Origin of the sequence: Sorangium sp. So ce281 (genome assembly GCF_051527395.1) — a bacterium.
Classification (GTDB): Bacteria; Myxococcota_A; Polyangia; order Polyangiales; family Polyangiaceae; genus Sorangium; species Sorangium cellulosum_B.
Map to the genome: position 1 here is coordinate 10,039,025 of NZ_CP150322.1, position 24,059 is coordinate 10,063,083.

At 73.5% G+C, this 24,059-nt stretch carries 18 protein-coding genes and 1 other RNA gene; 14 read left to right on the top strand and 5 right to left on the bottom strand.

Annotation, left to right across the window (positions count from 1 at the left end; translation table 11 throughout):
* Positions 1-120 precede the first annotated feature (120 nt).
* The 10 genes from WMF27_RS38330 to WMF27_RS38375 all read left to right on the top strand — a co-directional run bounded on the left by WMF27_RS38330 (position 121) and on the right by WMF27_RS38375 (position 11,150).
* Positions 121-741 (top strand): helix-hairpin-helix domain-containing protein, encoded by a 621-nt coding sequence (locus WMF27_RS38330; protein WP_437763953.1) that lies wholly within the window; start codon positions 121-123, stop codon positions 739-741.
* Positions 742-1,004: 263 nt separating this feature from the next.
* Positions 1,005-2,492, top strand: a complete 1,488-nt coding sequence (locus WMF27_RS38335; protein WP_437763952.1) for a UDP-N-acetylmuramate--L-alanine ligase — start codon at positions 1,005-1,007, stop codon at positions 2,490-2,492.
* The gene (locus WMF27_RS38340; RefSeq protein ID WP_437763951.1) at positions 2,489-3,349 is read left to right on the top strand and encodes an inositol monophosphatase family protein; all 861 of its coding nucleotides are present in this window, start codon (positions 2,489-2,491) and stop codon (positions 3,347-3,349) included. Before WMF27_RS38335 ends, WMF27_RS38340 begins: the two co-directional genes overlap by 4 nt.
* Positions 3,350-3,646: 297 nt before the next feature.
* Positions 3,647-3,839, top strand: a non-coding RNA gene (ssrS, locus tag WMF27_RS38345) — 6S RNA.
* A 266-nt stretch (positions 3,840-4,105) separates the two neighbouring features.
* Positions 4,106-4,948, top strand: coding sequence for a hypothetical protein (locus tag WMF27_RS38350; protein ID WP_437763950.1), 843 nt, complete (start codon positions 4,106-4,108; stop codon positions 4,946-4,948).
* A 3-nt stretch (positions 4,949-4,951) separates the two neighbouring features.
* A complete protein-coding gene (locus WMF27_RS38355) occupies positions 4,952-6,715 on the top strand; it encodes an MXAN_5187 family protein (protein WP_437763949.1) in 1,764 nt (587 codons plus the stop codon).
* 42 nt (positions 6,716-6,757) lie between these two features.
* On the top strand, positions 6,758-8,329 hold the full coding sequence (locus WMF27_RS38360) for an OmpP1/FadL family transporter (RefSeq protein ID WP_437763948.1): 1,572 nt from the start codon (positions 6,758-6,760) through the stop codon (positions 8,327-8,329).
* 206 nt (positions 8,330-8,535) lie between these two features.
* Positions 8,536-9,495: a thioredoxin-disulfide reductase gene (gene trxB, locus WMF27_RS38365; RefSeq protein ID WP_437763947.1), complete on the top strand. Its 960-nt coding sequence runs from the start codon at positions 8,536-8,538 to the stop codon at positions 9,493-9,495.
* A 10-nt stretch (positions 9,496-9,505) separates the two neighbouring features.
* The gene (locus WMF27_RS38370; protein WP_437763946.1) at positions 9,506-10,609 is read left to right on the top strand and encodes a uracil-DNA glycosylase family protein; all 1,104 of its coding nucleotides are present in this window, start codon (positions 9,506-9,508) and stop codon (positions 10,607-10,609) included.
* A 1-nt stretch (position 10,610) separates the two neighbouring features.
* A complete protein-coding gene (locus WMF27_RS38375) occupies positions 10,611-11,150 on the top strand; it encodes a DUF2085 domain-containing protein (RefSeq protein WP_437763945.1) in 540 nt (179 codons plus the stop codon).
* A gap of 3 nt (positions 11,151-11,153) precedes the next feature.
* On the opposite strand, the gene WMF27_RS38380 is transcribed toward WMF27_RS38375, so the two are convergent.
* Positions 11,154-12,323, bottom strand: a complete 1,170-nt coding sequence (locus WMF27_RS38380) for a hypothetical protein (RefSeq protein ID WP_437763944.1) — start codon at positions 12,321-12,323, stop codon at positions 11,154-11,156.
* A 639-nt stretch (positions 12,324-12,962) separates the two neighbouring features.
* Positions 12,963-13,742 (bottom strand): ExbD/TolR family protein, encoded by a 780-nt coding sequence (locus tag WMF27_RS38385; RefSeq protein ID WP_437763943.1) that lies wholly within the window; start codon positions 13,740-13,742, stop codon positions 12,963-12,965.
* A 62-nt stretch (positions 13,743-13,804) separates the two neighbouring features.
* Here WMF27_RS38385 and WMF27_RS38390 point away from each other — a divergent pair, with 62 nt between their 5' ends.
* The 3 genes from WMF27_RS38390 to WMF27_RS38400 all read left to right on the top strand — a co-directional run bounded on the left by WMF27_RS38390 (position 13,805) and on the right by WMF27_RS38400 (position 18,325).
* Positions 13,805-15,418: an AMP-binding protein gene (locus WMF27_RS38390; protein ID WP_437763942.1), complete on the top strand. Its 1,614-nt coding sequence runs from the start codon at positions 13,805-13,807 to the stop codon at positions 15,416-15,418.
* Between the two features lie 109 nt (positions 15,419-15,527).
* Positions 15,528-16,133: a hypothetical protein gene (locus WMF27_RS38395; protein WP_437763941.1), complete on the top strand. Its 606-nt coding sequence runs from the start codon at positions 15,528-15,530 to the stop codon at positions 16,131-16,133.
* A gap of 143 nt (positions 16,134-16,276) precedes the next feature.
* A complete protein-coding gene (locus WMF27_RS38400; RefSeq protein WP_437763940.1) occupies positions 16,277-18,325 on the top strand; it encodes a hypothetical protein in 2,049 nt (682 codons plus the stop codon).
* Positions 18,326-18,513: 188 nt separating this feature from the next.
* Here the strand turns inward: WMF27_RS38400 and WMF27_RS38405 are convergent, their stop codons facing one another.
* From WMF27_RS38405 to WMF27_RS38415, 3 genes are all read right to left on the bottom strand, one after another.
* Positions 18,514-19,431, bottom strand: a complete 918-nt coding sequence (locus WMF27_RS38405) for an alpha/beta fold hydrolase (protein ID WP_437763939.1) — start codon at positions 19,429-19,431, stop codon at positions 18,514-18,516.
* 106 nt (positions 19,432-19,537) lie between these two features.
* Positions 19,538-21,163, bottom strand: a complete 1,626-nt coding sequence (locus tag WMF27_RS38410; protein WP_437763938.1) for a multiheme c-type cytochrome — start codon at positions 21,161-21,163, stop codon at positions 19,538-19,540.
* A 110-nt stretch (positions 21,164-21,273) separates the two neighbouring features.
* Positions 21,274-22,746: an MlaD family protein gene (locus WMF27_RS38415; RefSeq protein ID WP_437763937.1), complete on the bottom strand. Its 1,473-nt coding sequence runs from the start codon at positions 22,744-22,746 to the stop codon at positions 21,274-21,276.
* 105 nt (positions 22,747-22,851) lie between these two features.
* Between WMF27_RS38415 and WMF27_RS38420 the strand changes: the two genes are divergently transcribed.
* The gene (locus WMF27_RS38420) at positions 22,852-24,009 is read left to right on the top strand and encodes a CAP domain-containing protein (protein WP_437763936.1); all 1,158 of its coding nucleotides are present in this window, start codon (positions 22,852-22,854) and stop codon (positions 24,007-24,009) included.
* The last annotated feature ends 50 nt before the right edge of the window (positions 24,010-24,059 follow it).

Genomic DNA, 24,059 nt, shown 5'->3' on the forward strand with positions numbered 1-24,059 from the left:
CGCCGGCACGCCGCTCGCTTGGCGGTGGCGGCGACGCCGAGGAGACGAACGCCGCGCGCGGGTGCGCGGAGGGCGACGTCCCTGGCACGAGACGGGAAGACCGGAAGGAGACGCGGCACGATGCAAGCGACATCGAAGGGGACAGGCTCGCCCGCCGGGCCGGCGGATGCAGCGCAGGACAACGAGGTGATTCGCCCGTGGCGAGAGCGGGCGCTGGCAGCGCTGAGGGACTCGGCCTGGACCGCGCTGGGCGGCAAGGTCGCGGCCTACGTTGCGGGGTTCTTCGCGCTGGCGCTCGTGGGCTCCGGGCACGCGCTGAGCCTGCTCCCGGCCCGCCCGACAGACGCGGCCCGCCCGCCGGACCCGACCGCGGAGCTGGCGATGGTCGCCGTCGATCCAGCGCCGCTCGGCTCCGCCGGAAGCCCGCCGCCCCAGGGCAGCTCCGAGCCCGGCGCCGACGCGGGGGCTGCAGCGGTGGAGCCGCCGCCGCCCAGCGATGGCGGGGCCGGCGCTCCCGCGGGCGGCGGCGTGACCGCAGACGGAAAGGTCGTGCTGAACCTCGCGACCGAGGCGGACCTCCGGCGCCTTCCCGGCATCGGCCCGGCGAAGGCGGCCGCGATCCTGGCGCTGCGAGCCAGGCTCAAGCGCTTCCGGAAGGTCGATGACCTGCTCCGGGTCAAGGGGTTGGGCCGGCGGTCGCTGAAGCGGCTGAGGCCGCTCGTGCTCGTCGATCCGGCTTGATGCTGGACGCGAGCCGCAGGCCAGCTCGCCTCCTCGGTCGAGCCGTCCAGACAGGGAGTCTGCCAGGATCGGTAAACCCGCAGAGCGTGAGACGTCGAGTCAAGGCGCGCTCGTTCTCTTCGATATTTCCGCAAAGAGATCGCGCGCGCGACTCAGCATCGCGGACGTGGCGCGCGGCGACTCCCTGGGACCGGCGCGGTCTGGCGAGCTCTCGCGCGGATGCCCCCTTGCCCCCCCGGGGCGCTCGGGCACACTGCGCCGCGATGCACGTCCACTTCGTCGCCGTCGCGGGCACCGGCATGGGTGCGCTGGCGGGGCTCTTCAAGGCCGCGGGGCACGACGTCTCGGGCTCCGACGTCTCGTTCTACCCGCCCATGGGGCCGGCCCTCGAGCGGTGGGGCATCCGCCTCCTGACCGGGTTCGATCCCGCGCACCTCGACCCCCGGCCCGATCTCGTCGTGATCGGGAACGTCTGCCGCCCGACGAACCCCGAGGCCCGCGCCGCGATCGACGGAGGCATGCGGGTGACCACGATGGCGCACGCGCTCGCGGATCACCTGCTCGCGGGCCGCTCCCCGCTCGTCGTGGCCGGCACGCACGGCAAGACGACGACGAGCTCGATGTGCGCGTGGATCCTTCACGAGGCGGGCAGGGACCCTGGCTTCCTCATCGGCGGCCTGCCGAAGAACTTCGAGGCGAGCTTCCGCCTGCCCCGGAGCGCCTCCTCGGCGAGCGACCGCCGCGGCCTGCCGCTCCTCGGCGAGCCGGGCGCTGGGCGCCGCAGGACGCCGTTCGTCGTCGAAGGCGACGAGTACGACACCGCCTTCTTCGAGAAGACGCCGAAGTTCTGGCACTACCAGCCCGAGGTGGGCGTCGTCACGTCGATGGAGCACGATCACATCGACATCTACCCCGACGCCGCGTCCTACGAGGCGGCGTTCCGCGGGTTCGTCGAGCGGATCCCGGAGAACGGGCTCGTCGTGGCGGCCGCGCACGATCCGCGGGTCGTCGAGCTGGTGTCGCGATCGGCGCGCGCAGAGGTCGCGTGGTTCGCGCTCGAGGGCGACGACACGCACGGGCGACCGCCGCACTGGCTCGCCGCGCCCGCAGAGGCCGGCGAGAGCGGCCAGTCGTTCGATCTGTACGCCGGCGGCGTCCTGGCCGGGCGCTTCGCCCTGCAGATGCCGGGGCACCACAACGTGCGCAACGCCATCGCCGCGATCGCGGCCTCGGCGCAGGGCTTCGGCGTGCCGCTCTCGACCGCGACCACGGCGCTCGCCAGCTTCGCGGGCGTCCGGCGCCGGCAGGACCTCCTCTTCGAGGCGCGCGGGGTCCGCGTCTACGACGACTTCGCGCACCACCCGACCGCGGTGGACGAGACGCTGCGCGCGCTCCGATCCAGGCACCCGGGAGGCGCGCTGTGGGCGGTGTTCGAGCCGCGCAGCGCGACCGCGTGCCGCGCCCTGCACCAGGAGCCCTACGCGCGCGCGTTCGACGCGGCCGACCGCGTCGTGCTGGCGCCGCTCGGGCGCCCCGACATCGCCGCCGGCGAGCGGCTCGATCTCGACAGGCTGGTGCGCGACATCGAGCGCGGGGGCAAGCGCGCGGAGGCGTCGGCCTCGGTGGACGCGATCGTCGCCGCGATCGCGCGCGACGCGCGGGAGGGCGACACGATCGCGCTCCTGTCCAACGGGGCGTTCGGCGGCATCTACGAGAAGCTCCGCGGCGCGCTGTCGGCGGGGGCGCGATGAGCGGGCGCGGATCGGCCGAGCTGCTGGAGCTCTCCGGGATCGCGCTGCGCGTCGCCGAGGAGGCGGCGGCGCTCGTCCAGGCCGGGTTCCGGGCAGGGCCGCGCGGCCTGCGCGTGGAGGAGAAGGGGCCGCACGATCTCGTGACCGAGTTCGACCGGGCAAGCGAGGACCTGCTCGTCGCGCGGCTCGACGCGCTCACGCCCGGCGTCACCGTCGTCGGCGAGGAGCAGAGCGCCGCGCGCCGCGCGGAGCCGCGCGGCGGGCTCGTCTGGTACGTCGATCCGCTCGACGGCACGACGAACTTCGTCCACGGCCATCCGTTCTGGTGCGTGTCCGTCGGCCTGATGGAGGACGACGTGCCCGTCGCCGGCGCCGTCGTCGCGCCCGCGCTCGGGCTCCGCTGGACGGGCTTCCGGCCGCACAGCGCCGCTCGCGCGCCGGCGATCGACGGAGAGGCGCGCCGCAACGGCGAGCGATGCGCGGTCAGCGCCACGGCGTCGATGCAGCGCGCGATGGTGGCGACCGGCTTCCCGCCGATCCGCGACCGGGCGCCGGACAACAATTTCGACGCCTTCATGACCGTCAAGCGCAACGCGCAGGCCGTGCGTCGTTGCGGCAGCGCGGCCATCGATCTCTGCATGGTCGCGGACGGAACCTACGATGCGTACTGGGAGCGCCGGCTGCATGTATGGGACGTCGCCGCCGGAAGCGCGATCGTGCGCGGCGCGGGCGGCGTCGTCACCGCGCTCGACGGCGGTCCGCCGAACTACCACACAGGCAACATCGTGGCGTCGAACGGCCTCGTCCATGCCCCCATCGTCGCGCTGTTCTCTCACCCGGGCTCGCCGACCAGCTAGGCGCCGGCCAGCTCGGGGCTCCCCGTACGCCATCAGGCTCTCGTGCAGGACGCGCGCAGGACTCACGGGTGAATCGGGCGAGATCCTTGCGCGATTCATGCACGACCCGTGCGAGCGACGTGAACCGCGAACGGCGAGCGAACGGCGAGCGAACGGCGAGCGAACGGCGAGCGAACGGCGAGCGAACGGCGACCAGCAACCAGCGACCGGCGAACGCGACCATCAAAACAGGAGCAAAACAGGAGAACGTGCGGAAGAGCGGTTGACGGAGCCGCCCAGTGAACTATCCTATGGTTGTTCCCTCTGCCGACTTCGTGAGGCGCTGGACGATTGAATCCCGAGTAAGCAAGAACCAGGGAGCCAGCAACGATACCGTGGTGAGCTAGGCCCGGAATCATTCACCGGGAAGCCTGAAGCGGTACTTAGGCTCCCACCTAGCAGCTATGCTAGGGGTTCAAGTCCTTCGGCCCACGTCCTCGGCGGTACGGAACATCTCTCCCCTGCGGGCCGTCCAAGCGGCCCGCAGTTTTTTTTGATGCCCTCGACATGCGCCCGGCGACCGGCGCACCGCGGCATCACCTGACGGCGGGGGGTACCCCGCCCGGGCGCGGCGCCACGGCGCTCGCGGCACCGGACAAGGCCAAGCACACCGGACAAGGAACGGGGAGCCCGGAGGGCGGCGCGGGCGGGGCACGCGGCGCACGGCCCGGCTTTTGTTTCCGTTCTCATCCCCCTTCCGGTAGCTTCGGGCCCGCGATGGATACGAGATCCCCTCGATCGGCAGGTGCGCAGCACGGCGAGCAGGGCCCGCTCGTCGGCGCAGCGCGGTTTGGGTCGTCAGGCCACCTCGCGCGCTGCCTCCCCGGCAGCTCGCGCTTCGTCCGGCGCCTGGCCTTGACGCTCGCGATCCTCACCGTGCCCGGGGCCGCCCTGGCGGCGGTGACGATCAAGGGCCGGGCGACGGGCATGCCCAAGCTCCTGAACCCGGCCTGGAACGAGGCCAAGGACCCGAAGGCGAACCGGTACACCTTCCGCGAGCCGTCCCCGACCGTCCGCGCCGATGTCCGCGCGCTCTTCGGCTACGCGCCGAAGGAGCTGTGCATCGCCGCGCTCGGCGAGAAGGGCGCGCCGCTCAAGACACCGCGATCGGTCGTCATCGCGGGCGGCCGCACCTCCCCCGTGACGCTCGTCGTCGCCGAGGGCCAGCAGATCCAGTTCGAGAACCAGGACCCGTTCCCGCACAAGATCTACGACGTCGGCAACAAGGGGCTCCAGCCGGTCGAGATCGCCGCGGCCAAGACCCGCGCCTGGACACCGCCAGGCCCCGGCAAATACGAGCTCCGCGACCAGCTCGCCCCGAGCGTCCGGTCGTGGATCGTCGTCGAGCCGAGGGCGGTGGCCGTCGCCTACCCGGATCGTCAGGGCAACTTCGCCATGGAGATCGAGGCCGGCACGTACACGCTGCAGGGCTACTTCAACGGCGAGCCGGTCGGGAAGGCCATCGAGGCGATCGTGAAGCCCGGGCCGGACGAGCAGTTCATCAGGGAGCCGGTCGTCGTGGGTGCGGCCGGCGGACCGAGCGCGGAGGCTGGAAAGTAGGCCATGCTGCTGTCGCGTTTCTGGTACGGGGTGCTCGCGCTCGCGCTCGGCGCCGCGGTCTTCGTCCTCTTCGTCGCCGCGCAGCTCTACAACCGCTCGAGCCACCGCGCGATGAGCGAGGCGCTCAGCGCCGACTCCAGCGCGGTCGAGTGGTTCCTCAACGACGACGCCCGGAAGCGCTCGAGCGCGCTCATCCGGGTCGCGCTGAACCCGGCCCTGCGGACCGCGCTCGCCAAGTCGTCGACCGAGGCGAAGCCCGGCGCCGAGCTGCGCGAGAAGGCCCGCACCGCGCTGCGCGCCGCGACCGCGGAGGTGCCCCCGGAGCTCAAGTTCGATCACGTGTGGGCCGTCGACGCGACGGGCCGGGTGATGGCGTCGGTGGACTTCGAGCACCGCGAGGACTGGGAGCTCGGCGGCTACCCGCTGGTCGCCGACGCCCTCCACGGCTGGATCCGCGATGACGCGTGGGTCTGGAAGGGCCGCATCCTCCGCGTCGTGGCGCGCCCCGTCGAGCAGGACGTGAACGGCGAGCCGGTCGGCGCCGTGATCGGCGCCAAGATCATCGACGACACCTTCGCCCGCGCCGTCACGAAGCGCACCGGCGCCGCCGTCGGCTTCTACGCCGAGGGGGCGCGCGTCGCCTCCGGCGCGCCCGAGGGGTTCGACAAGGCGAACCTCGACCAGATCACGCAGGATCTGAAGCTGCTCGACGACAACAAGGACTACGTCGAGAAGGGGCGCTCGGAGGTCCGCGTCATCGGCCAGCACCTCGGCGTGGTCTACGCGCGGCTGCCCGGCGAGGCGTGGGAGCTCGGCGCCGGCTACGCGGTCGGCCGCCTCGCGGCGTCGGTCGACTCGCCGCTCAACTTCCTCGACAAGGCGAACAACGACGACAAGAGCGAGGTGCCGACGGTGCTGCTCCTGGTCGGCGTCCTCGCCGTGGCCGCGATCGGGCTGGTGCTCTCGTTCTTGGAGCACACGCGGCCGCTCCATGTCTTCCGCGGCGAGGCGGCGCGCTTCGCCAAGGGCGAGGTCGACGTGCTGGCGCCGAGCCGCTTCCGCGGCGCCTACCGGAAGATCGCGGCCGACATCAACGACGGCGTCGAGAAGGTGGCCGCGAAGGGCGGCGCGCCCCGGAAGGCCGCCGACCTCGAGCAGGTGCTCGGCCCGATCCCGGCACAGCCGGCGATGAGCGCGTTCTCGGTGCCGCTCGGCCCCGGCGAGCCGCGCCCCGACTCGCGCCCCTCGTACCCCAAGCCCATGGTGAGCCCGCGCGGCCCGACGCGGCGGCCCGGCTCGCACCCGCTCAGCGGCCCGCCGCCGGCCCGCGACTCCGTGGAGCCGGTCGAGGCGATCGAGGAGGTCTCGGAGGCGGGGATGGCGATCTCCGCCGTCGAGCCCGCGGGCGCTCCCGGGCGCCCGCCGCCGCGGCGCCCGCCGCCGCCGCCGCCGCCCAGGGCGCCGGGGGCGCCCGCCGTGCCGAACCCGCTCCCCGAGGCGGCGAGCGCGCCGGCAGCGCCGGCGCCGCAGCAGGACGGCGCGGGAGATCCGGACGAGCTCACCGAATGGAACGCCGTCTACGAGGAGTTCCTGTCGGTCAAGCAGCAGTGCGGGGAGCCCACGAACGCGCTCACCTTCGAGAAGTTCAAGGGGACCCTGCAGCGCAACAAGGACGCGCTCGTGGCGCGCCACAACTGCTCGCGTGTTCGCTTCACGGTCTACGTGAAGGACGGCAAGGCGGCGCTCAAGGCGTCTCCGGTGAAGTGAGGCCGCGCGGCGGGGATCGCCGCGCGGCGGGGACGGGGGGTCATGAAACGAGGATCTGCCGGCGCCGCGGGCGCCGCGTTCGCTGCGATGGTGGCCGCCGGCGCCGCGCGCGCGTCGTCGGGGCTCGACTCGCCCGACATCGGGGTGCTCCAGCTCGGCCGCGGCGGGGCGTGGGTCGCGCGGGCGGACGATCCGCTCGCCGCCTACTTCAACCCGGCGGGGCTCGCCGCGCAGCGGAGCGGCGCCCACGGCGGCGTCCACTTCATCGAGCTGGCCCAGTGCTTCACGAGGCTCGGCCCCGGCGGCCGCCCCGTCCCGCCGAGCGCCACGACGGCGATCCCGGCGCCCGGCAGCGACGGGGGCCCCGACCCCGAGGTGTGCGCCGAGGGCGGCCTGTTCCCGAACCCGCAGCTCGCGGCGACCCTGCGCTTGAGCGACGCGCTCGCCCTCGGCGTCGCGGTGCTCGGCCCGCACGGCGTCGGCGAGCGGGCATGGCCCGAGTCGCTCCGGTACACGCACCCGAGCTTCGGCGACATGACGCAGCCGTCGCCGCAGCGGTACCTGCTCACGTCGCTCGACGCCCTGATGTTGATGCCGACGCTCTCGGTCGGCTTCACCCCCGTGGAGGGGGTCTCGCTCGGCGCCGGCTTCATCTGGGGCACGGCGGCCATCGATTTCGTCAACTTCAGCGAGGCGCTCTCGGGCGAAGGGGGCGACGACTTCAAGTCGCACGGCGATCTGCGCACGCGCGCGAAGGCGATCGACCTCTTCATCCCTGGGTTCGTCCTCGGCGCGCGCTGGGCGGCGGCGGCTCACCTCGACCTGGGCGCATGGTTCAAGTGGCAGGACGCCGTGCGCGCGAAGACCGACCTCACCATCGAGTCTCGCTACTGGACGCCGGCAGGGGCGAAGGACGAGGCGCCGTGCAAGGGCGAGGCGCCGGCGTGCAACATCACCGAGGAGCAGAACGCCGGCGATCTCACGATGCGGATCCCCATGGAGGCGAAGCTCGGCCTCCGGTACCACATGCCCCGCGCCGGCGCGCGGAGCGCCGCGAGCGCGCGCCGCGCCTCCGCCGCCGAGCCCCGCGTCCGCGACCCGATGGCGGACGACCTCTTCGATGTGGAGCTCGACTTCACCTGGGCCAACAACAGCGCGGTCGACGCGATCGAGGTCCGGTTCCGCAAGGGCATCGCCGTGCGCGGCACGAGCGTGGGCACGGTGCCGCCCAACGCCGACGTCCCGCACCGCTGGCGAGACGTCCTGGGAGTCCGGCTCGGCGGCGATTTCGTCGTGCTCCCGAGCCTCCTCGCGCTGCGCGCCGGCGGCTTCTTCGAGAACAAGGGGCAGGACGACGCCGATCTGAACCTCGACTTCCACCTCGGCTACCGGATCGGCGTCGGGGCCGGCGTGACCGCGCGAGTCGGCCCGGTCGACATTTCAGCCGCGTTTCAGCACACGTCCTTCGGTGCGCTGGACAACGGCGGGAACGGGCGCCTCAAGGCCGTCTCCGGCGCTGCGCTGAGCGGCTACCGCAGCATCCAGAGCGTCAACGGCGGCCGCTTCGAGAGCAGCCTGGACGAGTTCGGTCTGAGCGGAACGATGCGCTTCTGAGCGGGCGGCTGCTCGGGCGTGGCTCCGACGTGCCTCCGACGTGCCTCCGACGTGCCTCCGACGTACCTCCGACGTACCTCCGACGTACCTCCGACGTACCTCCGACGTAGCGGAGCGCAGGAGGCGGAGCCGCGGCGCAGCGGAGGCGCGTCGACCGCCGGGGCGGTCGACGCGGAAGGCGGTCGCGCCTATAAGATGCCTCCACCATGAGTGAATCGAACGTCCGCAACCTGGTCATCATCGGCTCCGGCCCCGCCGGGCTCACCGCCGCCATCTACGCGGCGCGCGCCAACCTGAAGCCGCTCCTCATCGAGGGCTTCAGCGCCGGCGGCCTGATCCCGGGGGGCCAGCTCATGTTCACGACCGACGTCGAGAACTACCCCGGCTTCCCCGAGAAGATCACCGGCCAGGAGCTGATGCAGCGCTTTCGCGATCAGGCGGCTCATCAGGGCACCGAGATCGTGACGGCGGACGTGACCAAGGTCGAGCTGACGGGCCACCCCTTCAAGGTGTGGGTGGAGGACACGCTCTACCTGACGAAGGCGGTCGTGATCGCGACGGGCGCGCGCGCCAACTACATCGGCCTCGAGAGCGAGGACAAGCTCAAGAACAAGGGCGTCAGCGCCTGCGCGGTCTGCGACGGCGCGCTCTTCCGCGGCCAGGACGTCGTGGTCGTCGGCGGCGGCGACACGGCGATGGAGGAGGCCACCTACCTGTCCGGCCTCTGCAGCAGCGTCACGCTGGTGCACCGCCGCGACGAGTTCCGGGCGTCGAAGGCGATGGTCCAGCGCGTGGTCGAGAACCCGAAGATCAAGATCCTCTACAGCCACGTGGTGGAGGAGGTGCTCGACGTGAAGGCCGATATGGTGACGGGCGTCCGCGTGAAGAGCACGAAGACGGGCGACAGCCACCTCGTGCCGGCGGCGGCGATGTTCGTCGCGATCGGCCACACGCCGATGACCGATCTCTTCGTGGGGCAGCTCGACACGCACCCGAACGGCTACCTGAAGACGGTGCCGGGCTCGACGCGCACCAACATCCCTGGCGTCTTCGCCGCGGGCGACGTGCAGGACTGGAACTACCGTCAGGCCGTCACGGCCGCTGGCACGGGCTGCATGGCGGCCCTCGACGCGGAGCGCTGGCTCGCGCAGCAGGGCGGCCACTGAGGGGACGACCATGGTCGAAGCGCTGCGCGAAGAGCTCGCCGATCTGACCGCCTCGGTCCGGGCGTTCCTGGAATGGCACGCAACGACCGGCACGGACGGAATGCCGGGCCACCCTGCAGCGCTCCACGAGGCGCTGGGCGCGGCTCCTTCGGACGGCGCTACCCCGGCGCCTCGGCGGCCGGAGCGCGGCTTCTCCGGGCAGGATGCGCCCTCGCCGCCGGTGGCGCGAGGGGGCAGCGGCGCGGCGTTCTCGCCGCCGCCGCCGCGCGGTGGCGCCGCGGGCGCCCCTCTGCCGCATCCGGAGCAGCGCGGAGCCACCGCGAGCGCCTCCCTGCCGCATCCGGAGCAGCGCGGTGGCGCAGCTGGCGCCTCCCCGCGGCCGGAGCAGCGCGGCGGCTCCGAGCTGCAGGGGGCGTGGTCGCCGACGCAGGCGCAGCGAGGTCCCGAGCCGTCGCCCCGGCCTGCCGTGGGCGCCGCACCGGCGCATCGCGCGGAGACGGCTGCACGCGCGAGCGCAACGCTGCCGGACACGAAGGAGGAGCGCGCGGCGCGGCTCTCGCTCCTCGCGGAGGAGGTCCGCACCTGCCAGAAGTGTCCGCTCCACGAGGGCCGCACCCACACCGTGTTCTCGCGCGGCGACCCGAGCTCCGAGGTCGTGTTCATCGGCGAGGGGCCAGGGGCGGAAGAGGACCTGCAGGGGCAGCCGTTCGTCGGCGCGGCGGGGCAGCTGCTCGACAAGATGATCGCGGCGATGGGGTACCACCGCGACGAGGTCTACATCTGCAACATCGTGAAGTGCCGGCCGCCGAAGAACCGGAAGCCAGAGCCGGCCGAGATGGCGGCCTGCAGCCCGTACCTCACCGCTCAGCTCGCGCTGATCAAGCCGAAGGTGATCGTGGCGCTCGGCGCCACCGCGGTGCAGGGGCTGATCGGCACGAGCGAGGGGATCACGAAGCTCCGCGGCACGTGGAAGCTCTACAAGGGATCGATCCCGATCATGCCCACGTTCCACCCGGCCTACCTGCTGCGCCAGCCGGGCGCGAAGCGAGAGGTGTGGAGCGACCTGAAAGAGGTGATGCGCCACCTCGGCAAGAGCGCGCCCGACAGAGGCTGAGGTGGCCGCGCGCGCGTCCGGGCGCGGACAGCCAGCGGCGCAGGTGCCCGCCGCCGTCCACGCGGGCGCCGAGCCGCACGCGCCCGGCGAATCGAGCCCGGCCGAGCAGCCCTCGCTGCTGTCGATCGTGCGCTGCGCGCTGTTCCTCCTCGGCGCCCTGCCCTGGTGCCTCCCCCTCGCGCGGAGCCGCGCGCCGCTCGGAGAGCTCGGCGCAGCGCTCGATCGTGTCTTCGCGCCGATGTGCCACCGGATACCCGAGCGATCCCTCGCGCTCGACGGCGTCGTCATGCCGCTCTGCAGTCGCTGCGCTGGCATCTTCGCCGGGCTCGCGGCGGGCGCCGCAATCGCGCGCCCTCGCCTGGCGATGACGGCGTGGCGCCCGATCCTCGTCGCCCTCGCCGCGCTGATGGCGGTCGACGTGGCGACCCAGGACCTCGGGCTGCGCCCCGTCTGGCACGCGAGCCGCCTCGCCACGGGCGTGGCCTTCGGTTATGCCGCGGCCGCGGCGTTCCTCGCGCAGATCGCTCGCCGCCCGCTCTAGGCGCTACTTGCGGCCGCCCATGGCCCTGCACTCGTGGACGGGGCCCTTCGTGGCGTTGCGAACGCAATCGCTGTACGCGGCGAGTCCGTCCTTCCACTTGCCCGTGTCCTGGAGCGCCGAGCCCAGGTAGAGATAGGGCAGCGCGTCGCTCGGATCGGCCGCGATGGCCGCGCGGGATGCCTCGATCGCGTCCTTGTACCTGCCGCGGTTGAGGAAGCTCAGCGCCTCCTTCTTCAGCTTGCTCGCGTCCTCAGCGCCGGCCGCCGGCGCCGCGGCCTTCTCCGCCGCGGCCTTCTCCGCCTCGGCCTTCTCCGCCGCAGCCTTCTCCGCCTCGGCCTTCTCCGCCGCAGCCTTCTCTGCCGCGGCCTTCTCTGCCGCAGCCTTCTCTGCCGCGGCCTTCTCCGCGCCGGCCGCCGCCTTCACCGGATCGGGAACGGCGCCGGCGCCTTTTGCAGAGGACTCCGTCAGCGCCGATTCGGTTTGCGCAGGCGTCTTCGCCCGTACCGGAGAGGGAGCGCCCGCCGCGGCCAGGAGCTTCGTCTCGACGGGCGCTGGCCTCGGAGCCGGCGCGGCCATCGCGACCGGCGCAGGTGAGGACGGCTTGCTCGAGAACACCGCCTTGGCGACGACCGCCACGGAGATCACCCCGGCGAGCCCCGCGACGGCCGCGACGATCCGACGAAGGCGCGCCCGCCGGGCGAGGGTCTCGGGCGACAGCTGATGAACCACGACGAGGCGCTCGTCAGCGTGATCGTCGGAGCCGCTGGCCACCTCGGCGAGCGGCGGGAACGACTCTTCCTCCTCGCGCCGAAAGAACGCCGCCGTGGGCGACGAAGGGTCGATCAGATCGAGCGCATCCTCGTCGGACGCCAGCTCATCGGGCGGGGACGCAAGGGCCCCCGGCTGGCTCAGGGCGCCGGCTTGTGGAGCCATGATCAACGCGTCGCGCTCCAGCGCCTTGTCTGGGCCCGCGTCGTCCGTGTCGCCTGGAACGGCGCGCAGCGCGGCGAGCGCCTCGGACGCCGGCGCAGCCGCAACCACCGGCGCAGCCGCGGCCACCGGCGCAGCCGCAACCACCGGCGCAGCCGCAACCACCGGCGCAGCCGCGGCCACCGGCGCAGCCGCGGCCACCGGCGCAGCCGCGGCCACCGGCACAGCCGCAACCACCGGCACAGCCGCAACCACCGGCGCAGCCGCAACCACCGGCGCAGCCGCGGCCACCTCCGCGACGATCGGTGCGGCGGGCGCCTCGAGAGCCGGCGACACAGCGGGAACGTCATCCGCGGCGCGGGCCGCCTGCGCAGGAGCGGCGGAACACTCAGCTACCTCGGCGACGACGTCCGAGCCGCTCGCGACCGGCCTCGCGGAGTCCCTGGTCGCGACGGCCGGCCCCTCAGGCGCCGCCGACACCCGCGGCTGGGAGGCCCGGGGACGGAGACTCCGGCCCCTGTTCGCGCGGGCGGATCCAAGAAGTCGCTTCGACATGTCCGAACCATCCTCCCGTGATTGTCACGCCCCCGATGGCGCAGGGGACCGGCGACTCGCCCTATTCATGATCCAGGCCGACCCCAACGGCGAGCGCTCGCCCGCGCATTTCTGTGCCTTTGCAGCACCATCGCCTGTGCCGGATCGTGCCGCGGTCACCCCAGCCAACCCTACCCGCGCTCGAACGAGCACACACGCCATCTCGCCCCACCGCGTTCGACAGCCCCTCCGCAAAAATGCGCACCGAGCGCACCCGCTGCCCCCTGCGGCCGGTGTGCCCCGAAGGCACGGCGATCCAGGTGATGGAGCCCCCCGGCGCCGCGCACGTCAGCCTCCACCGAGCTGCACCGGCCGCCCCGCGACCGGGGCAGCGCGGAGCAGGACGAGCGTGTCGAGCTTCTTCTTCGCGTCGGAAGCCATGACCGTGCCCGCCAGGTTGTGCGCCATCTCCCAGGGCACCTCGTCGTCCGCCGAGAAGAAGGCCACCGTCGCGCTGCACGCGGCGATGTCCTTCGTGAGCTGCTCGCCGGTGTTCGACAGATCCGGGCCGGCGAGCCCCTTGCGCTGCTTCTTGCCCATGCCGCCGCCGAACGGCCAGATCGCCGTCGCGAGGTCCTTCAGCACCATCGTGCTGACGGCGCAGGAGGGCGGCTTCGACACGCGCCCCTCGGGGACCACCGTGATCTCCTTCGGGAGGTCGTCCCGCCCGTCGGTCTTGATGACGACCTTCGGCGCGCCGGCCGCGCCGAGCTCGGTCACGACGGCGGCGACGGCGCTCGGCTTCGCCCTCTTGTCGGCCAGCAGCGTCACGGGCTTGCCCTCGATCGGCAGCTCACGGATCACCTTCGTCAGCTTCTCGGGCCCCTCCTTGTGCGCCAGATCCACGCGCTGGCCGCCGATGTAGGGGCCCATGGAGTCGACGAGCAGCTCCGGCATGCCCTTCGGCTTCGGCGGCGCGACGGGCGCCTCGGCGCTCGAGGCCGCCGTGGCGGCCGCGCCAGGCTCGGCGGGCTTCGGCGCGCTCTCGCACGCCGCCGCGGCCAGGAGCAGGCCGGCGGCGAGCGCGAGGCGCGGCGAGGCGCTGAAAAGGAGGCAGGAAGCTCTCATGGCGCGGCAGTGTAACCAACCGGCCTGGCTCCGCGCACCCCCGCTGTGCGAGAGTCCGCGCGATGGCTTCCCCGCTCGTCGAACGGCTCGCGCAGCTCGGCTCGTCCGCCCGAACCGCCGTCGAGGACGAGCGGGGGCAGACCACCTTCGCGGCGCTCCTGGAGCGAGCCCTCCGCGTCCGCGGCGCGCTGCTCGCCGGCGGCGCGCGGCTCGGCGCGGGTGAGGCCGAGAGCCCGAGCTCCCTCGCGGGGGAGCGCATCCTGCTCCTCGTGTCGCCCGGCGCGGCGTGGGTCTCGGCCTTCCTCGGCGCCCTCCTCGCCGGGGGGATCGCGCTGCCGCTGTCGGCGCTCTATCCGCCGGCAGAGCTCGAGTGGCTCGCGAGCGACGCCGGCGTGCGGCGGATCATCACCGACGGCGAGCTCGCCGCCGTGGCCGCCCCGATCGCGCAGGGCCGCGCCGTGCTCCGCGTGGAGGACCTGGAGCGCGCCGCGCCCGGGCGAGACGCGGCGATCTCCGACATCGCCGCGGACGATCCGGCGCTCCTGCTCTACACGAGCGGCACGACCGGCAAGCCGAAGGGGGCGCTGCTCACGCACCGCAACCTGGCCGTGCAGACGGAGCTCCTGCGCGCGGCCTGGGGCTTCTCGGATCACGACCTCCTGCTGCACGCGCTGCCGCTGCACCACCTCCACGGCGTCGTCATCGCGCTCATGACGTCGCTGCTCGCGGGCAGCGCGACCCGGATGCTGCCGCGCTTCGACGCCCAGCGCGTCGCCGCCGAGATCGCGCGCCGCTCGGTGACGTCGTTCATGGCGGTGCCGACCATGTACCAGCGGCTGTTCGAGCACGTCGACCGGGGCGGCGCGCCCGGCTTCGCCGCGGGGGCGAAGGCCCTGCGGCTCGCGACGAGCGGCTCCGCGGCGCTGCCGGTGACGCTCGCCGAGCGCTGGCGCGACCTCACCGGCACGATCCCGCTCGAGCGCTTCGGGATGACCGAGATCGGCGTCGGCATGAGCAACCCGCTCGATCCAGGCGCGCGGCGGGCAGGCTGGGTCGGCTTCCCGCTGCCGACCGTCGAGGCCCGCATCACGGACGACGCGGGCAACGCGTGGACGCCGGGGGAACGACCGCCGGGCGATCCGCCAGCGCCGCGCGACGCCGCGGTCGCGCGGGGCGAGCTCTGGATCCGCGGGCCCAGCGTCTTCAAGGGGTACCTCGGGCGCGAGGACGCCACCGCCGCGGCCTTCCAGGACGGCTGGTTCCGCACCGGCGACGTCGCCGAGCGCTCCAGCGACGGGCGCTTCCGGCTCCTCGGGCGGACCTCGGTCGATATCCTCAAGAGCGGCGGATACAAGCTGTCCGCCCTCGAGATCGAAGAGGCGCTGCGGGAGCACGGCGCGATCGCCGAGGTCGCGGTGATCGGCGTCCCTGACGAGGCGTGGGGAGAGCGCGTCGTCGCGGTCGTCGTCGCCGCGCCCGGGCGAGAGGCGGAGTGCGCCACCGGACCGCTCCGCGCCTGGGCGAAGGAGCGCCTCGCGCCCTACAAGGTCCCACGCGAGTCGATCGTCGTGCGGGCGCTGCCGCGCAACGCGATGGGCAAGGTCGTCAAACCAGAGCTGGTGAAGACCATCGCAGCGGGCATTGCCGTGGAGGAGCGCGGCCCTCTCACGCGGTAGACGCGCGAGACGCGCTGTCGTCGCTGAACGCGCGAGACGCGCGGTCGTCGCTGCTTGACCGACGCGCTCGGCTCCGGCCTACTCGACGCCGATGCAGCCTGCCAGCCCCATGGTCCAAGCCCAAGCCGCGTACGGCGGCCTCGCGGTTCAACCGTTCTCGCACCCCACGTACACGATCAAGCGGCCTTTCTGGTCGCTGCTCGGCCGCAAGTTCCACGTCTATGCGCCGGACGGCTCCCTCGTCTGCTTCGTCAAGCACCCGCTGCTCAAGCTGCGTGAGGAGTTCACCCTCTTCGCGGACGAGTCGGAGTCGCAGCCGCTGCTGACGATCCGCGCGCGGCAGGTCATCGCCCTCAACCGGTGCCTCGACGTCCTCGACGCGCGCACCGGCGAGCGCGTCGGCACCCTCCGCTCGCGCGGGCTCAAATCGATCGTCCGCGACACATGGGACATCCTCGACCCCGCGGATCAGCCGGTCGGGCTGATGCAGGAGGACGGCGCCGCGCTGCTCCGCCGCATGTTCCCGCTCCTCATCGGGAAGTGGCACATCGAGCTCCACCAGCAGGAGGTCGCGAAGGTGAAGCAGGTGTTCCGGTGGTTCGTGAAGGAGTTCACGCTCGACCTGTCGATGAACCAGGGGCGAATCGACGCCCGGTTCGCCATCGCCTGCTCCCTGCTCGCCCTCATGGCCGAGACCGCGCGCGAGTCCCGCTAGGCCCCCACCCGAGACCCGCCGCGGCCTCGCGAGAGGCCCGCCGAGGCCGCGGCCGGCGCTGCCTTCGATCGCGCGCCCGGCGGTCGCGCGCTCGCTCGCCGAAACTTGGCCCATTTCCGCGAGCTCTGCGAGGGTCCCGCGCGATGCGCCTCGATCCTGTCTCCCGCCTCGACTCCGCCTCCGAGGAGGGCCGACCGACGTCCCCCCCTGCGCCCCCGTGCGGCACGGCCCGCTTCGCCCCGAGCGAGCAGGGCGCCGACTCCGAGCGCGAGCTCAGGTCGCAGCGCTTCCTCTGGGCGAGCGCCCCGGCGGCGCCCGACGGGCAGCTCCGCGCGACGATCGAGGAGGCCGTCGAGCTCGCGCTGGCCCTGCGCGGCGCGCTGCCGCCGCGGGTCCAGGCGGGCGCGCCGATCGAGGTGGTGATCGCCGACCAGATCTTCCGGTCCAGGGCGCTCGGCGCCGCGGGCCTCGCCGTCGCCCTTCCGCGCCTCGCGGGCGGGCGCTCGGCCTCGCCGCGCGCGCTCCACCCGGACGACAGCGCGACGCTCCTCGCCTGGCTCGGCGCGGCGCGCGAGGCGCCCGTCGCCCTCGTCTTCGACGCGGACGACAGGTCCGCGCAGGTGCTCGCGCCGGTGCCCCTCGCGGACCTCGTCGAGAGGAGCACGCGCGACGGGTACGGCGCCGTCTCCATGCCCCCGCGCGGGCAGGCGCGGAGCCTCGCGGCGCGCGGGGAGGAGCGCCCCGCCGGGCCGGCGCAGCCGAGCGCCGGAGCGAGAGCCCCGATCGAGGCGCTCCCGGCGGGGCCGACGGCCGTGGACGAGGCGCTCCAGGCCCGATCGACAGCCCCGGACGAGGCGCTCGAGGCCAGGCCGACGGCCCCCGAAGCGCATGGAGCGCCGGCGTCGCCCGCCTCCGCCGAAGGGCGGACGGACGGGCGGCTGCGCGGCGTGCTGCCCCCCCGCTCCTCGAGGATCCGCCGCGCAGACGCGCCGGCGGCCGTCGCCGGGAGAAGCGCCGTCGCGGCGCGGGCGCCGGGCGCGGGCACGCCGCCGGCCACGGACGAGACGGCCGCGATGGCGCCCGCCAGCGGCGAGCCGGGCGCGCCGGCCGCCGAGCCGGGCGCGCCGCACGAGGAGCGCGGCGCAGCGACGACGCTCAGGCCGCCGCGAGGGGCGCACGAGGCCGCGCCGAACGCGCCGAACGCGCCGAACGCGCCGAACGCGCCGAACGCGCCGAACGCGCCGAACGCGCCGAACGCGCCGAACGCGCCGAACGCCGACGGAGCCCAGGCGGACGCCGACGCGCCCCCGCAGGCGCGGCGGGAGCGGAAGACGCCGCGCGACCGGGTCCTCAGCGCGGCGGAGTGGCGCGCGCTCGCCGTGGAGCTCGACAACGCCCGCGGCCCGAAGCCGGTCCGGGTCATCGAGCAGCTGTTCGCGACCCACTACACGCCGCTGCTCGGCGCGACGCTCGCCGGCGAGACGGACGCTGCCGTGCGCGGCGTCGTCGACAGCTGGAGGACCAGCTTCGAGCACAGCTACCGGGAGGCGTTCTCGGCGCTGCGCGTGACCGGCAAGCGGCCGCCCATGGTGTTCGACGCCCCGGACATCGCCGCCCGCATCGCCCGGCTCAACGGGGCCCGCGGGGTGAAGCTCCTGCTCGTGGACGCGATGCGCTTCGATCTCGGCGAGCGGGTCGCCGCGCACCTGAAGGAGATCCTGGTGGATCGGGCCATCCTGGTGGAGCGATCGCTCCTCTGGGCGGCGCTGCCGCCGACGACGACGGCGCAGATCTCGCTGCTCGCCCGAGGGCCGGACGGGCTCCGCGAGGCGATGCCCCCGAGCGAGGCGGAGCCCGCCATCGCCCGCGGGCGCGCGGTGGCGACGCTGCGGCGCGAGCGGGTCGGGTCGCGGGAGCTGATGAAGCTCGACCTCGTGGAGGCGCGCCTGCGCGCCGCCGGGCCGCCGTTCGCCGAGCGGATCGAGGCCATCGCGGAGGAGGTCGCCGACGTGATCGCGCGGTTCATGGCCAGCCTGCCGCCGCGGACGCTGCTGCTCGTGTTCGGCGACCACGGGTTCCGCATGACGCCGATGGGAGACGGCAGCGCGACCGGCCCGGCGTCGCAGGGCGGAGGCTCGCCCGAAGAGGTGCTCGTCCCGGCGCAGGCGTGGCTCGTCGGCGGCGTGCACTGAGGCCCTCGACGGCGATCCTCCCCTCCCGGACCGCGATCCTCCCCTCCCGGACCGCGATCCTCCCATCCCGGACCACGATCCTCCCCTCCCGGACCGCGATCCTCCCATCCCGGACCACGATCCTCCCATCCCGGACCGCGATCCTCCCCTCCTGAACGGCACGGCGATGTCGTGCCATCGCATGAGGGCTACGGGGAGGGAGCTGCTCCGGCCGAGAGGAATGCGGTGAGCGCCGGGAGGACGAGCGCCGGATCCTCCAGGTGGGGCGCGTGCCCGAGCGGCACCATGTGCAGCGTGGCGCGGGGGATCGCCGCGGCCGCGGCGATGCCGATCGGCGCCGGGAACACGTCGTCGCGCTCGCCCCACAGCACCAGCGTCTCCGCGTCGATCTCGCCGAGCCGCGGGAGGCGATGGGGAACGGCGCCGAGGGCGGGGAACAGCGCGTTGAACGCGGCGGCGGGCGCGACCCGGCCGTCCGGCACGGCGTAAAGCTCGCTGTGCAAGGCGGCCAGACGCTCGCCGAGCGGGGTGGGCCGCGGCGGACGGAGGCGGCGGAAGAGCGCGGGGCCGAGCACCCGCACCAGGCGCTCCGGCGGGGCGCGGAAATAGGCGCGGCTCCACGCCGTCATGACGGGACCGACCCCCATCGCGCCGATGAGCACGAGCTTCCGCGGGCGCGCGCGCTTGCGGAGCGCGATCTCCGCCGCGACCAGCGCGCCGAGGGAGTGGCCGACGAGGGCGGCGCCGCCGAGATCCAGCTCGAGGAGGAGCTCCTCCACGGGATCGGCGAAGAAGCGGAGGCCTTCCTCGAAACCCCCGCCCTCGAAGGGCGGAGACGACGCGTGGCCGAAGCCGGGAAGATCCACCGCGACGACGCGGTGGCGCCGCGCGAGCTCCGGGAGCAGCGGGAACCACGTCGTCGCGGCGTTCCCGCGGCCGTGCAGGAGGACCACCGGCGAGCCGCCGCCGCCCTCCAGGTAGCGGAGCGTCGAGCTCAGCGCGGCGCGGCGGTGCACAGCGAACGGTGGCGCGCCCGCGGTGAGCTCCGCAAGGATCGCGCTCTCGACCGGGCCAAGGCGGGAGACGACGGCGTGGACGTTCGTCACAGGCGCATTCCGTAGCGCGATCGAAACGGCGCGGGAATGCCGCAGCCCAGAAGCAGCCCAGGACCAGAAGAACCAGCGGGAGAGGGCCGCCGCCGCGCCCCCTCCTTCAGTCCCTGCCGTGCCCGGGGCCGAGGATGAGCTGCATCTTGGCCATGGGATCGAAGCCCTCCACGTGCGGCGGGTGGTGGCACTGCGTGACGCAGCTCTGGGGCGGGGGCGAGAGCACGATGAGCCCCTTCTTCTCGGGATCCTTCGCGTGCAGCGAGCCGGGGCCGTGGCACTCCTCGCACTGCACGTTCTGCAGCGACGCGTTGTGCGTCACGGTGGAGCCGCCCGGCTTGCCGTACCCGGTCACGTGACAGCTCACGCAGTCCAGGTTGAACTCCTTGAAATCCTGCTGCAGCGTGGCGTAGGCCCGCGCGTGCGCGGTGCCGTCGAAGACCTTGCGCTCCTCGTCGTGGCAGTTCGTGCAGGCGTCGATGCCGATGTAGCTGGCCTCGCCCTTCGCCGGCTTCTCGGGGACGCGATCCGCGAAGGCCTGCTTGTTGTGGTCGTTGACCCGCTTGTAATAGGCGAGGAGCTCCCCGGCGACGTCCTTGTCGGCCCCGAGCTTCTCGCGCACCTCGACCGAGCTGTAGCGGAAGAAGCTGCCGGTCACCTTCGTCTCCGCCGCCTCGAGCTGCGCCTTCTCGGCCCGGAGCTTCTCGAGATCCGCCTTCCGCGCCTCGACGTCCTTCGCCGCTACCCGCTCGTCGCCCTCCCAGCCGTTGAGGCGGATCTCGAGCTCCCGGATGCGCTCCGACAGGCTGATGAGCTCCCCGGCCTTCGCGACGCCGCCCGCGTCGGCGAACACGAGCGGGCCGCCGCCGCCGCCTCGAACGAAGAGATCCACGACCGCCACCGACTGGAGGTGGTTCGGCGTCTCCACGACCAGCGTCGACCCGATGATCTCCGGCGGCTTCGGGCCGTCGTTGCCGTCGCCGCGCTCGCTCGGCTTGCCGAGCACCAGCACGTGCAGCTCCGGCACGTTGTCCGCGAGCCGCAGCGCCTCGCCCCTGGGCAGCGCCGCGAGCCCCACGAAGACGCTCGCGCCCTGCTTCTTCGCCTCCTCGACGCCCGCCTTCATCGCGTCGATCGCCGGGCCGGCCTTGACGCCCTCGGGGTAGGCGCCGGCGCGGCCCTTCGGGTCGCTCACGCCGATGAGGCCCACCTTCACGCCGGAGACGTCGCGCACGACGACGCCCTGGACGCCCTTCGCGCCCTCGAGGTTCTTGCCGAGCAGCGCCGCCCCGGACTGCGCCTGGTACTTGCCGAGCGCCTCCGCGCCGAGCGCCCAATCGTTCTCGCCAGGCGCCCACGCCGTCAGCCCGATCTCCTTCGCCGCCAGCGCCATCGCCTCGGCCTTCCACGCGTCCTGCGAGGAGCGCTCCGGCTTCACCTCGGGGTCCGTGAAGAGCAGCGGCCCCGCGCCGACCACGAGCCGATCCGGGGCCTCGCCGCGCTGGGCCTCGACCAAGGCGGCGAGGTGGTCGATGCCTCCCAGCTGATCCTTCGTGCAGCCGCACGGCTCCAGCGCGCCGGCCACGGTGCTGAGCACGTAGAGCCGCACCGTCGGCTTGTTCGCGTTCGCGTCCACGTCCGCGTCCGCGCTCACGGCGGCCGTCGCGGGGAGCTTGCACCCCTGACAGGCCGAAGCGAAGGCCGCCGCGGAGATCGCGGCGAGGGGGATCAAGAGCGCGTATCCGCGACGTACTCCGCGAAGAAGCGAGCGCTTCATGCTCGCGCTATAGCACAGGGGCCCGGGCGCACCGCCGGGGCCGCGCCGAGAGGGCGGGGGCGCGATCAGAAGCTCGACGGCGCGAAGGGCAGGACCGTCTTCAGGTCCGCGTCGTTGAACCGGAGCTGCAGGCCGATGAAGTAATCCCGGCGATCGCCGTTCAGGATGTCGTCCATCCCGCCGAGCAGCCACAGCTTCCGGATGAACTCGTACGCGAGCGCGACGCGCCAGCGCGGCGACAGCTCCTCGCCGAAGCCGAACAGGTCCTGGCGGAGCTCGAACCGATCGTCGAGCAGGTGGAGATCGAGGCCGAGGCCGCCCGTCGACTCCTTGATGCCGAACCGGCCCGTGAAGGGGCCGAGCCGCTTCGCGAACTGGAACGAGAACCGGAAGGCGTTCGTCGTGATCGTGCGGACCTCGCGGTAGTGCGCGGGCTCGTTCGGGTTGGTCGTGTCGACGTCGATCTGCTGGAAGTCCGTCTTGCCGCGCGGGTCGTTCACCAGCTCGACGACGTAGTACTTGTCCTCCGTCGGCTGGAGCCTGAGCTCGACGTAGCTCTTGATGGTGTTCGCGAGGAAGTTGTAGTCGGTGCGCAGCCCGACCACGGTCTGGAACCGGCTGAGCCCGCCGACGAGCTCGCCGACGTTCTCGACGACCGTCTCGACCTCGTTGATCAGCGTCTCGTCCCGGGTGATGCGGCCGAGCGTCCCCTCCCCGCGGTCGACGCGCGCGGCGACGCTGTCGACGTGCTTCAGCGCCGACTCGAGGCTCTCGGTCGCGCGGCCCACGCGCTCTGCGGCGCTCCGGAGCTCCCCGGGCTGCCCGTTCCGGCCGGGCACCTCGGCCGCGGCCGTCATCATGCGGATGTCGCGGCTCACCTGCTCGACGTTGCGCAGGATCTCCCGCAGGCGCGGGCCCGAGTCGCCCGTGATCTGATTGATGTTGTTGATGGTCTCGGTGACGCCCGCGCGGTTCTCGCGCACGGTCGCGTTCATCTGCTCGGTGACCTCGGCGAGGTTCTCGAGGATCTGCGCGAGCCGCTCCTGCCCGCCCTCGGAGCCGACGGTGTTCCTCAGCGTCTCGGTGACGGTCTTGACGTCCTTCAGGATCTCGGCGACCTGCCCCTGCATCGACTGGATCGTCGGCTCGTCGATGTAATAGAGGACCCTCCCCTCGTCGGGGATGCGCGGCTTGCCCTCGGTGCCGGGCGAGAGCACGACGAACGACTCGCCGATGAGGCTCGTCGCGCGCTTGCCGATGGCCGCGTCCTCGTAGAGCGGGACGTCGGGGCTCATCTTGATGTCGATGCGCGCCTGCCCGTTGTAGAGCGAGATCTTGTCGACGACGCCGACCTGGATGCCCGAGATCATCACCCGCGACTGCGGCGACACGCCGATCGCGTCGGGCAGCGTGGCCCAGACGCGGTAGCCGTTCCCGCCGCCGATGTCGCGCGAGACGAAGCGGTACCCGCCGTAGGCCGCGCCCGCGAGCACGATCGTCATCACGCCGACCTTCGCGGCCTTGGAGACCTCAGCCATCCTGCGCGACGGCCACGGTAGCACGAGCCGCCCGCGGGACCGCGCGGCTTTCGCGGCGACGCAGGTGAACGAGCGCCGGGGCGGGAAACCTGCTAGCCGAGTCGAATGCGGTCATGGTGGGCCAGCGGGGTGCTCGGCGCGGCGCTCGCCTCCGCGGGCGCGGCGGCAGCGGAGCCGCCGGCGCTCACGTGGGAGGCGACGACGCGCTCGCCGCAGCCCCCCAAGGCGGTCTCGCCGGAGATCGCCGCGCTCGCGGCCCGCTGCGGCAGCGCGGACACGGCGCTCGCCGCCGTCGCCCAGCGCAACGTCGAGCGGCAGCTCCAGGGCGGGGAGATCATGCCGCCCGACGAGCTTTCGTTCACGCTGCGCGCTGCCGGCGCGCCGCACGCGTGGCCGAGGGGATGGTCGATCTCCGGCCGAGGGCTCGGGCCGGCGGAGATCGGGGCGCGGATCGACGGGTGGCTCTCGGGGTGGACCACCCTCGGGGTGCGGCGATGTGGGGTGGCCCAGGCGAAGAAGCCGGACGGGACGGTGATCGTGTCCGCGATCGGGGTGGACGCGCTCGCGGATCTCTCGCCGCTGCCGACGACCGCGCGGGTAGGGCAATGGGTGACCCTCGAAGGGACGATGCGGGTCCCGGCGACCGCGGCGAAGGTGGTGCTGCTGGGGCCGCGGGGCGCGCCCAAGACGGTGCTGAGCTCCCTGTCGGGCGCGCGGCTCCGCTCGAGCTTCGCGGTCGACCAGCCGGGGAGCTGGCTCGTGCAGGTGCTGGCCACGGTGTCGACCGGGCCGAGGCCCGTGCTGGAGGCGATGATCTTCGCGGGGAGCGCTCCGCCGGGCCGGTTCGTCCGCGCGGCGGCGCCGGGCGAGGAGGCCGCGAAGGGGGCGCAGGGCGACGAGGACGCGATGCTGCGGATGATGAACGCCGCACGGGCGTCGGAGCGCCTGCCCGCGCTCGCGCGCGACGCGGCGCTCGCCGCGCTGGCGCGGGCGCACTCCGAGGAGATGATCAAGGCGAAGATGGTGGGCCACGACGTGGGCTCGGGCGATCCGGCGGCGCGCCTCGGGGCGGCCGGGTACGAGGCGACGATCGCGGGGGAGAACGTGGCCAGCTCGGGCACGACCGAGGGAGCGCACCGCGCGATCTGGGCGAGCCCGTCGCACCGGGGCAACCTGCTCGACCGGCGCTACGGGAGGACCGGCGTGGCGGTCGTGCGCGACCCGACCGGCCGGGTCTGGGTGACGCAGCTGTTCGCAGGGTGACCGCGGGCGCCGCGGCGCTGCGCTGACGTACGCTGTTCCCGTACCCCGAG

Bases quoted from the DNA above. Each gene is read 5' to 3' on its own strand.
- WMF27_RS38400 (WP_437763940.1), top strand. From the start codon at position 16,277: ATGCGCCTCGATCCTGTCTCCCGCCTCGACTCCGCCTCCGAGGAGGGC.
- WMF27_RS38340 (WP_437763951.1), top strand. From the start codon at position 2,489: ATGAGCGGGCGCGGATCGGCCGAGCTGCTGGAGCTCTCCGGGATCGCG.
- WMF27_RS38395 (WP_437763941.1), top strand. From the start codon at position 15,528: ATGGTCCAAGCCCAAGCCGCGTACGGCGGCCTCGCGGTTCAACCGTTC.
- WMF27_RS38335 (WP_437763952.1), top strand. From the start codon at position 1,005: ATGCACGTCCACTTCGTCGCCGTCGCGGGCACCGGCATGGGTGCGCTG.
- WMF27_RS38330 (WP_437763953.1), top strand. From the start codon at position 121: ATGCAAGCGACATCGAAGGGGACAGGCTCGCCCGCCGGGCCGGCGGAT.
- WMF27_RS38415 (WP_437763937.1), bottom strand. From the start codon at position 22,746: ATGGCTGAGGTCTCCAAGGCCGCGAAGGTCGGCGTGATGACGATCGTG.
- WMF27_RS38350 (WP_437763950.1), top strand. From the start codon at position 4,106: ATGGATACGAGATCCCCTCGATCGGCAGGTGCGCAGCACGGCGAGCAG.
- WMF27_RS38385 (WP_437763943.1), bottom strand. From the start codon at position 13,742: ATGAGAGCTTCCTGCCTCCTTTTCAGCGCCTCGCCGCGCCTCGCGCTC.
- WMF27_RS38370 (WP_437763946.1), top strand. From the start codon at position 9,506: ATGGTCGAAGCGCTGCGCGAAGAGCTCGCCGATCTGACCGCCTCGGTC.
- WMF27_RS38390 (WP_437763942.1), top strand. From the start codon at position 13,805: ATGGCTTCCCCGCTCGTCGAACGGCTCGCGCAGCTCGGCTCGTCCGCC.
- WMF27_RS38360 (WP_437763948.1), top strand. From the start codon at position 6,758: ATGAAACGAGGATCTGCCGGCGCCGCGGGCGCCGCGTTCGCTGCGATG.
- WMF27_RS38355 (WP_437763949.1), top strand. From the start codon at position 4,952: ATGCTGCTGTCGCGTTTCTGGTACGGGGTGCTCGCGCTCGCGCTCGGC.
- WMF27_RS38420 (WP_437763936.1), top strand. From the start codon at position 22,852: ATGCGGTCATGGTGGGCCAGCGGGGTGCTCGGCGCGGCGCTCGCCTCC.
- trxB (WP_437763947.1), top strand. From the start codon at position 8,536: ATGAGTGAATCGAACGTCCGCAACCTGGTCATCATCGGCTCCGGCCCC.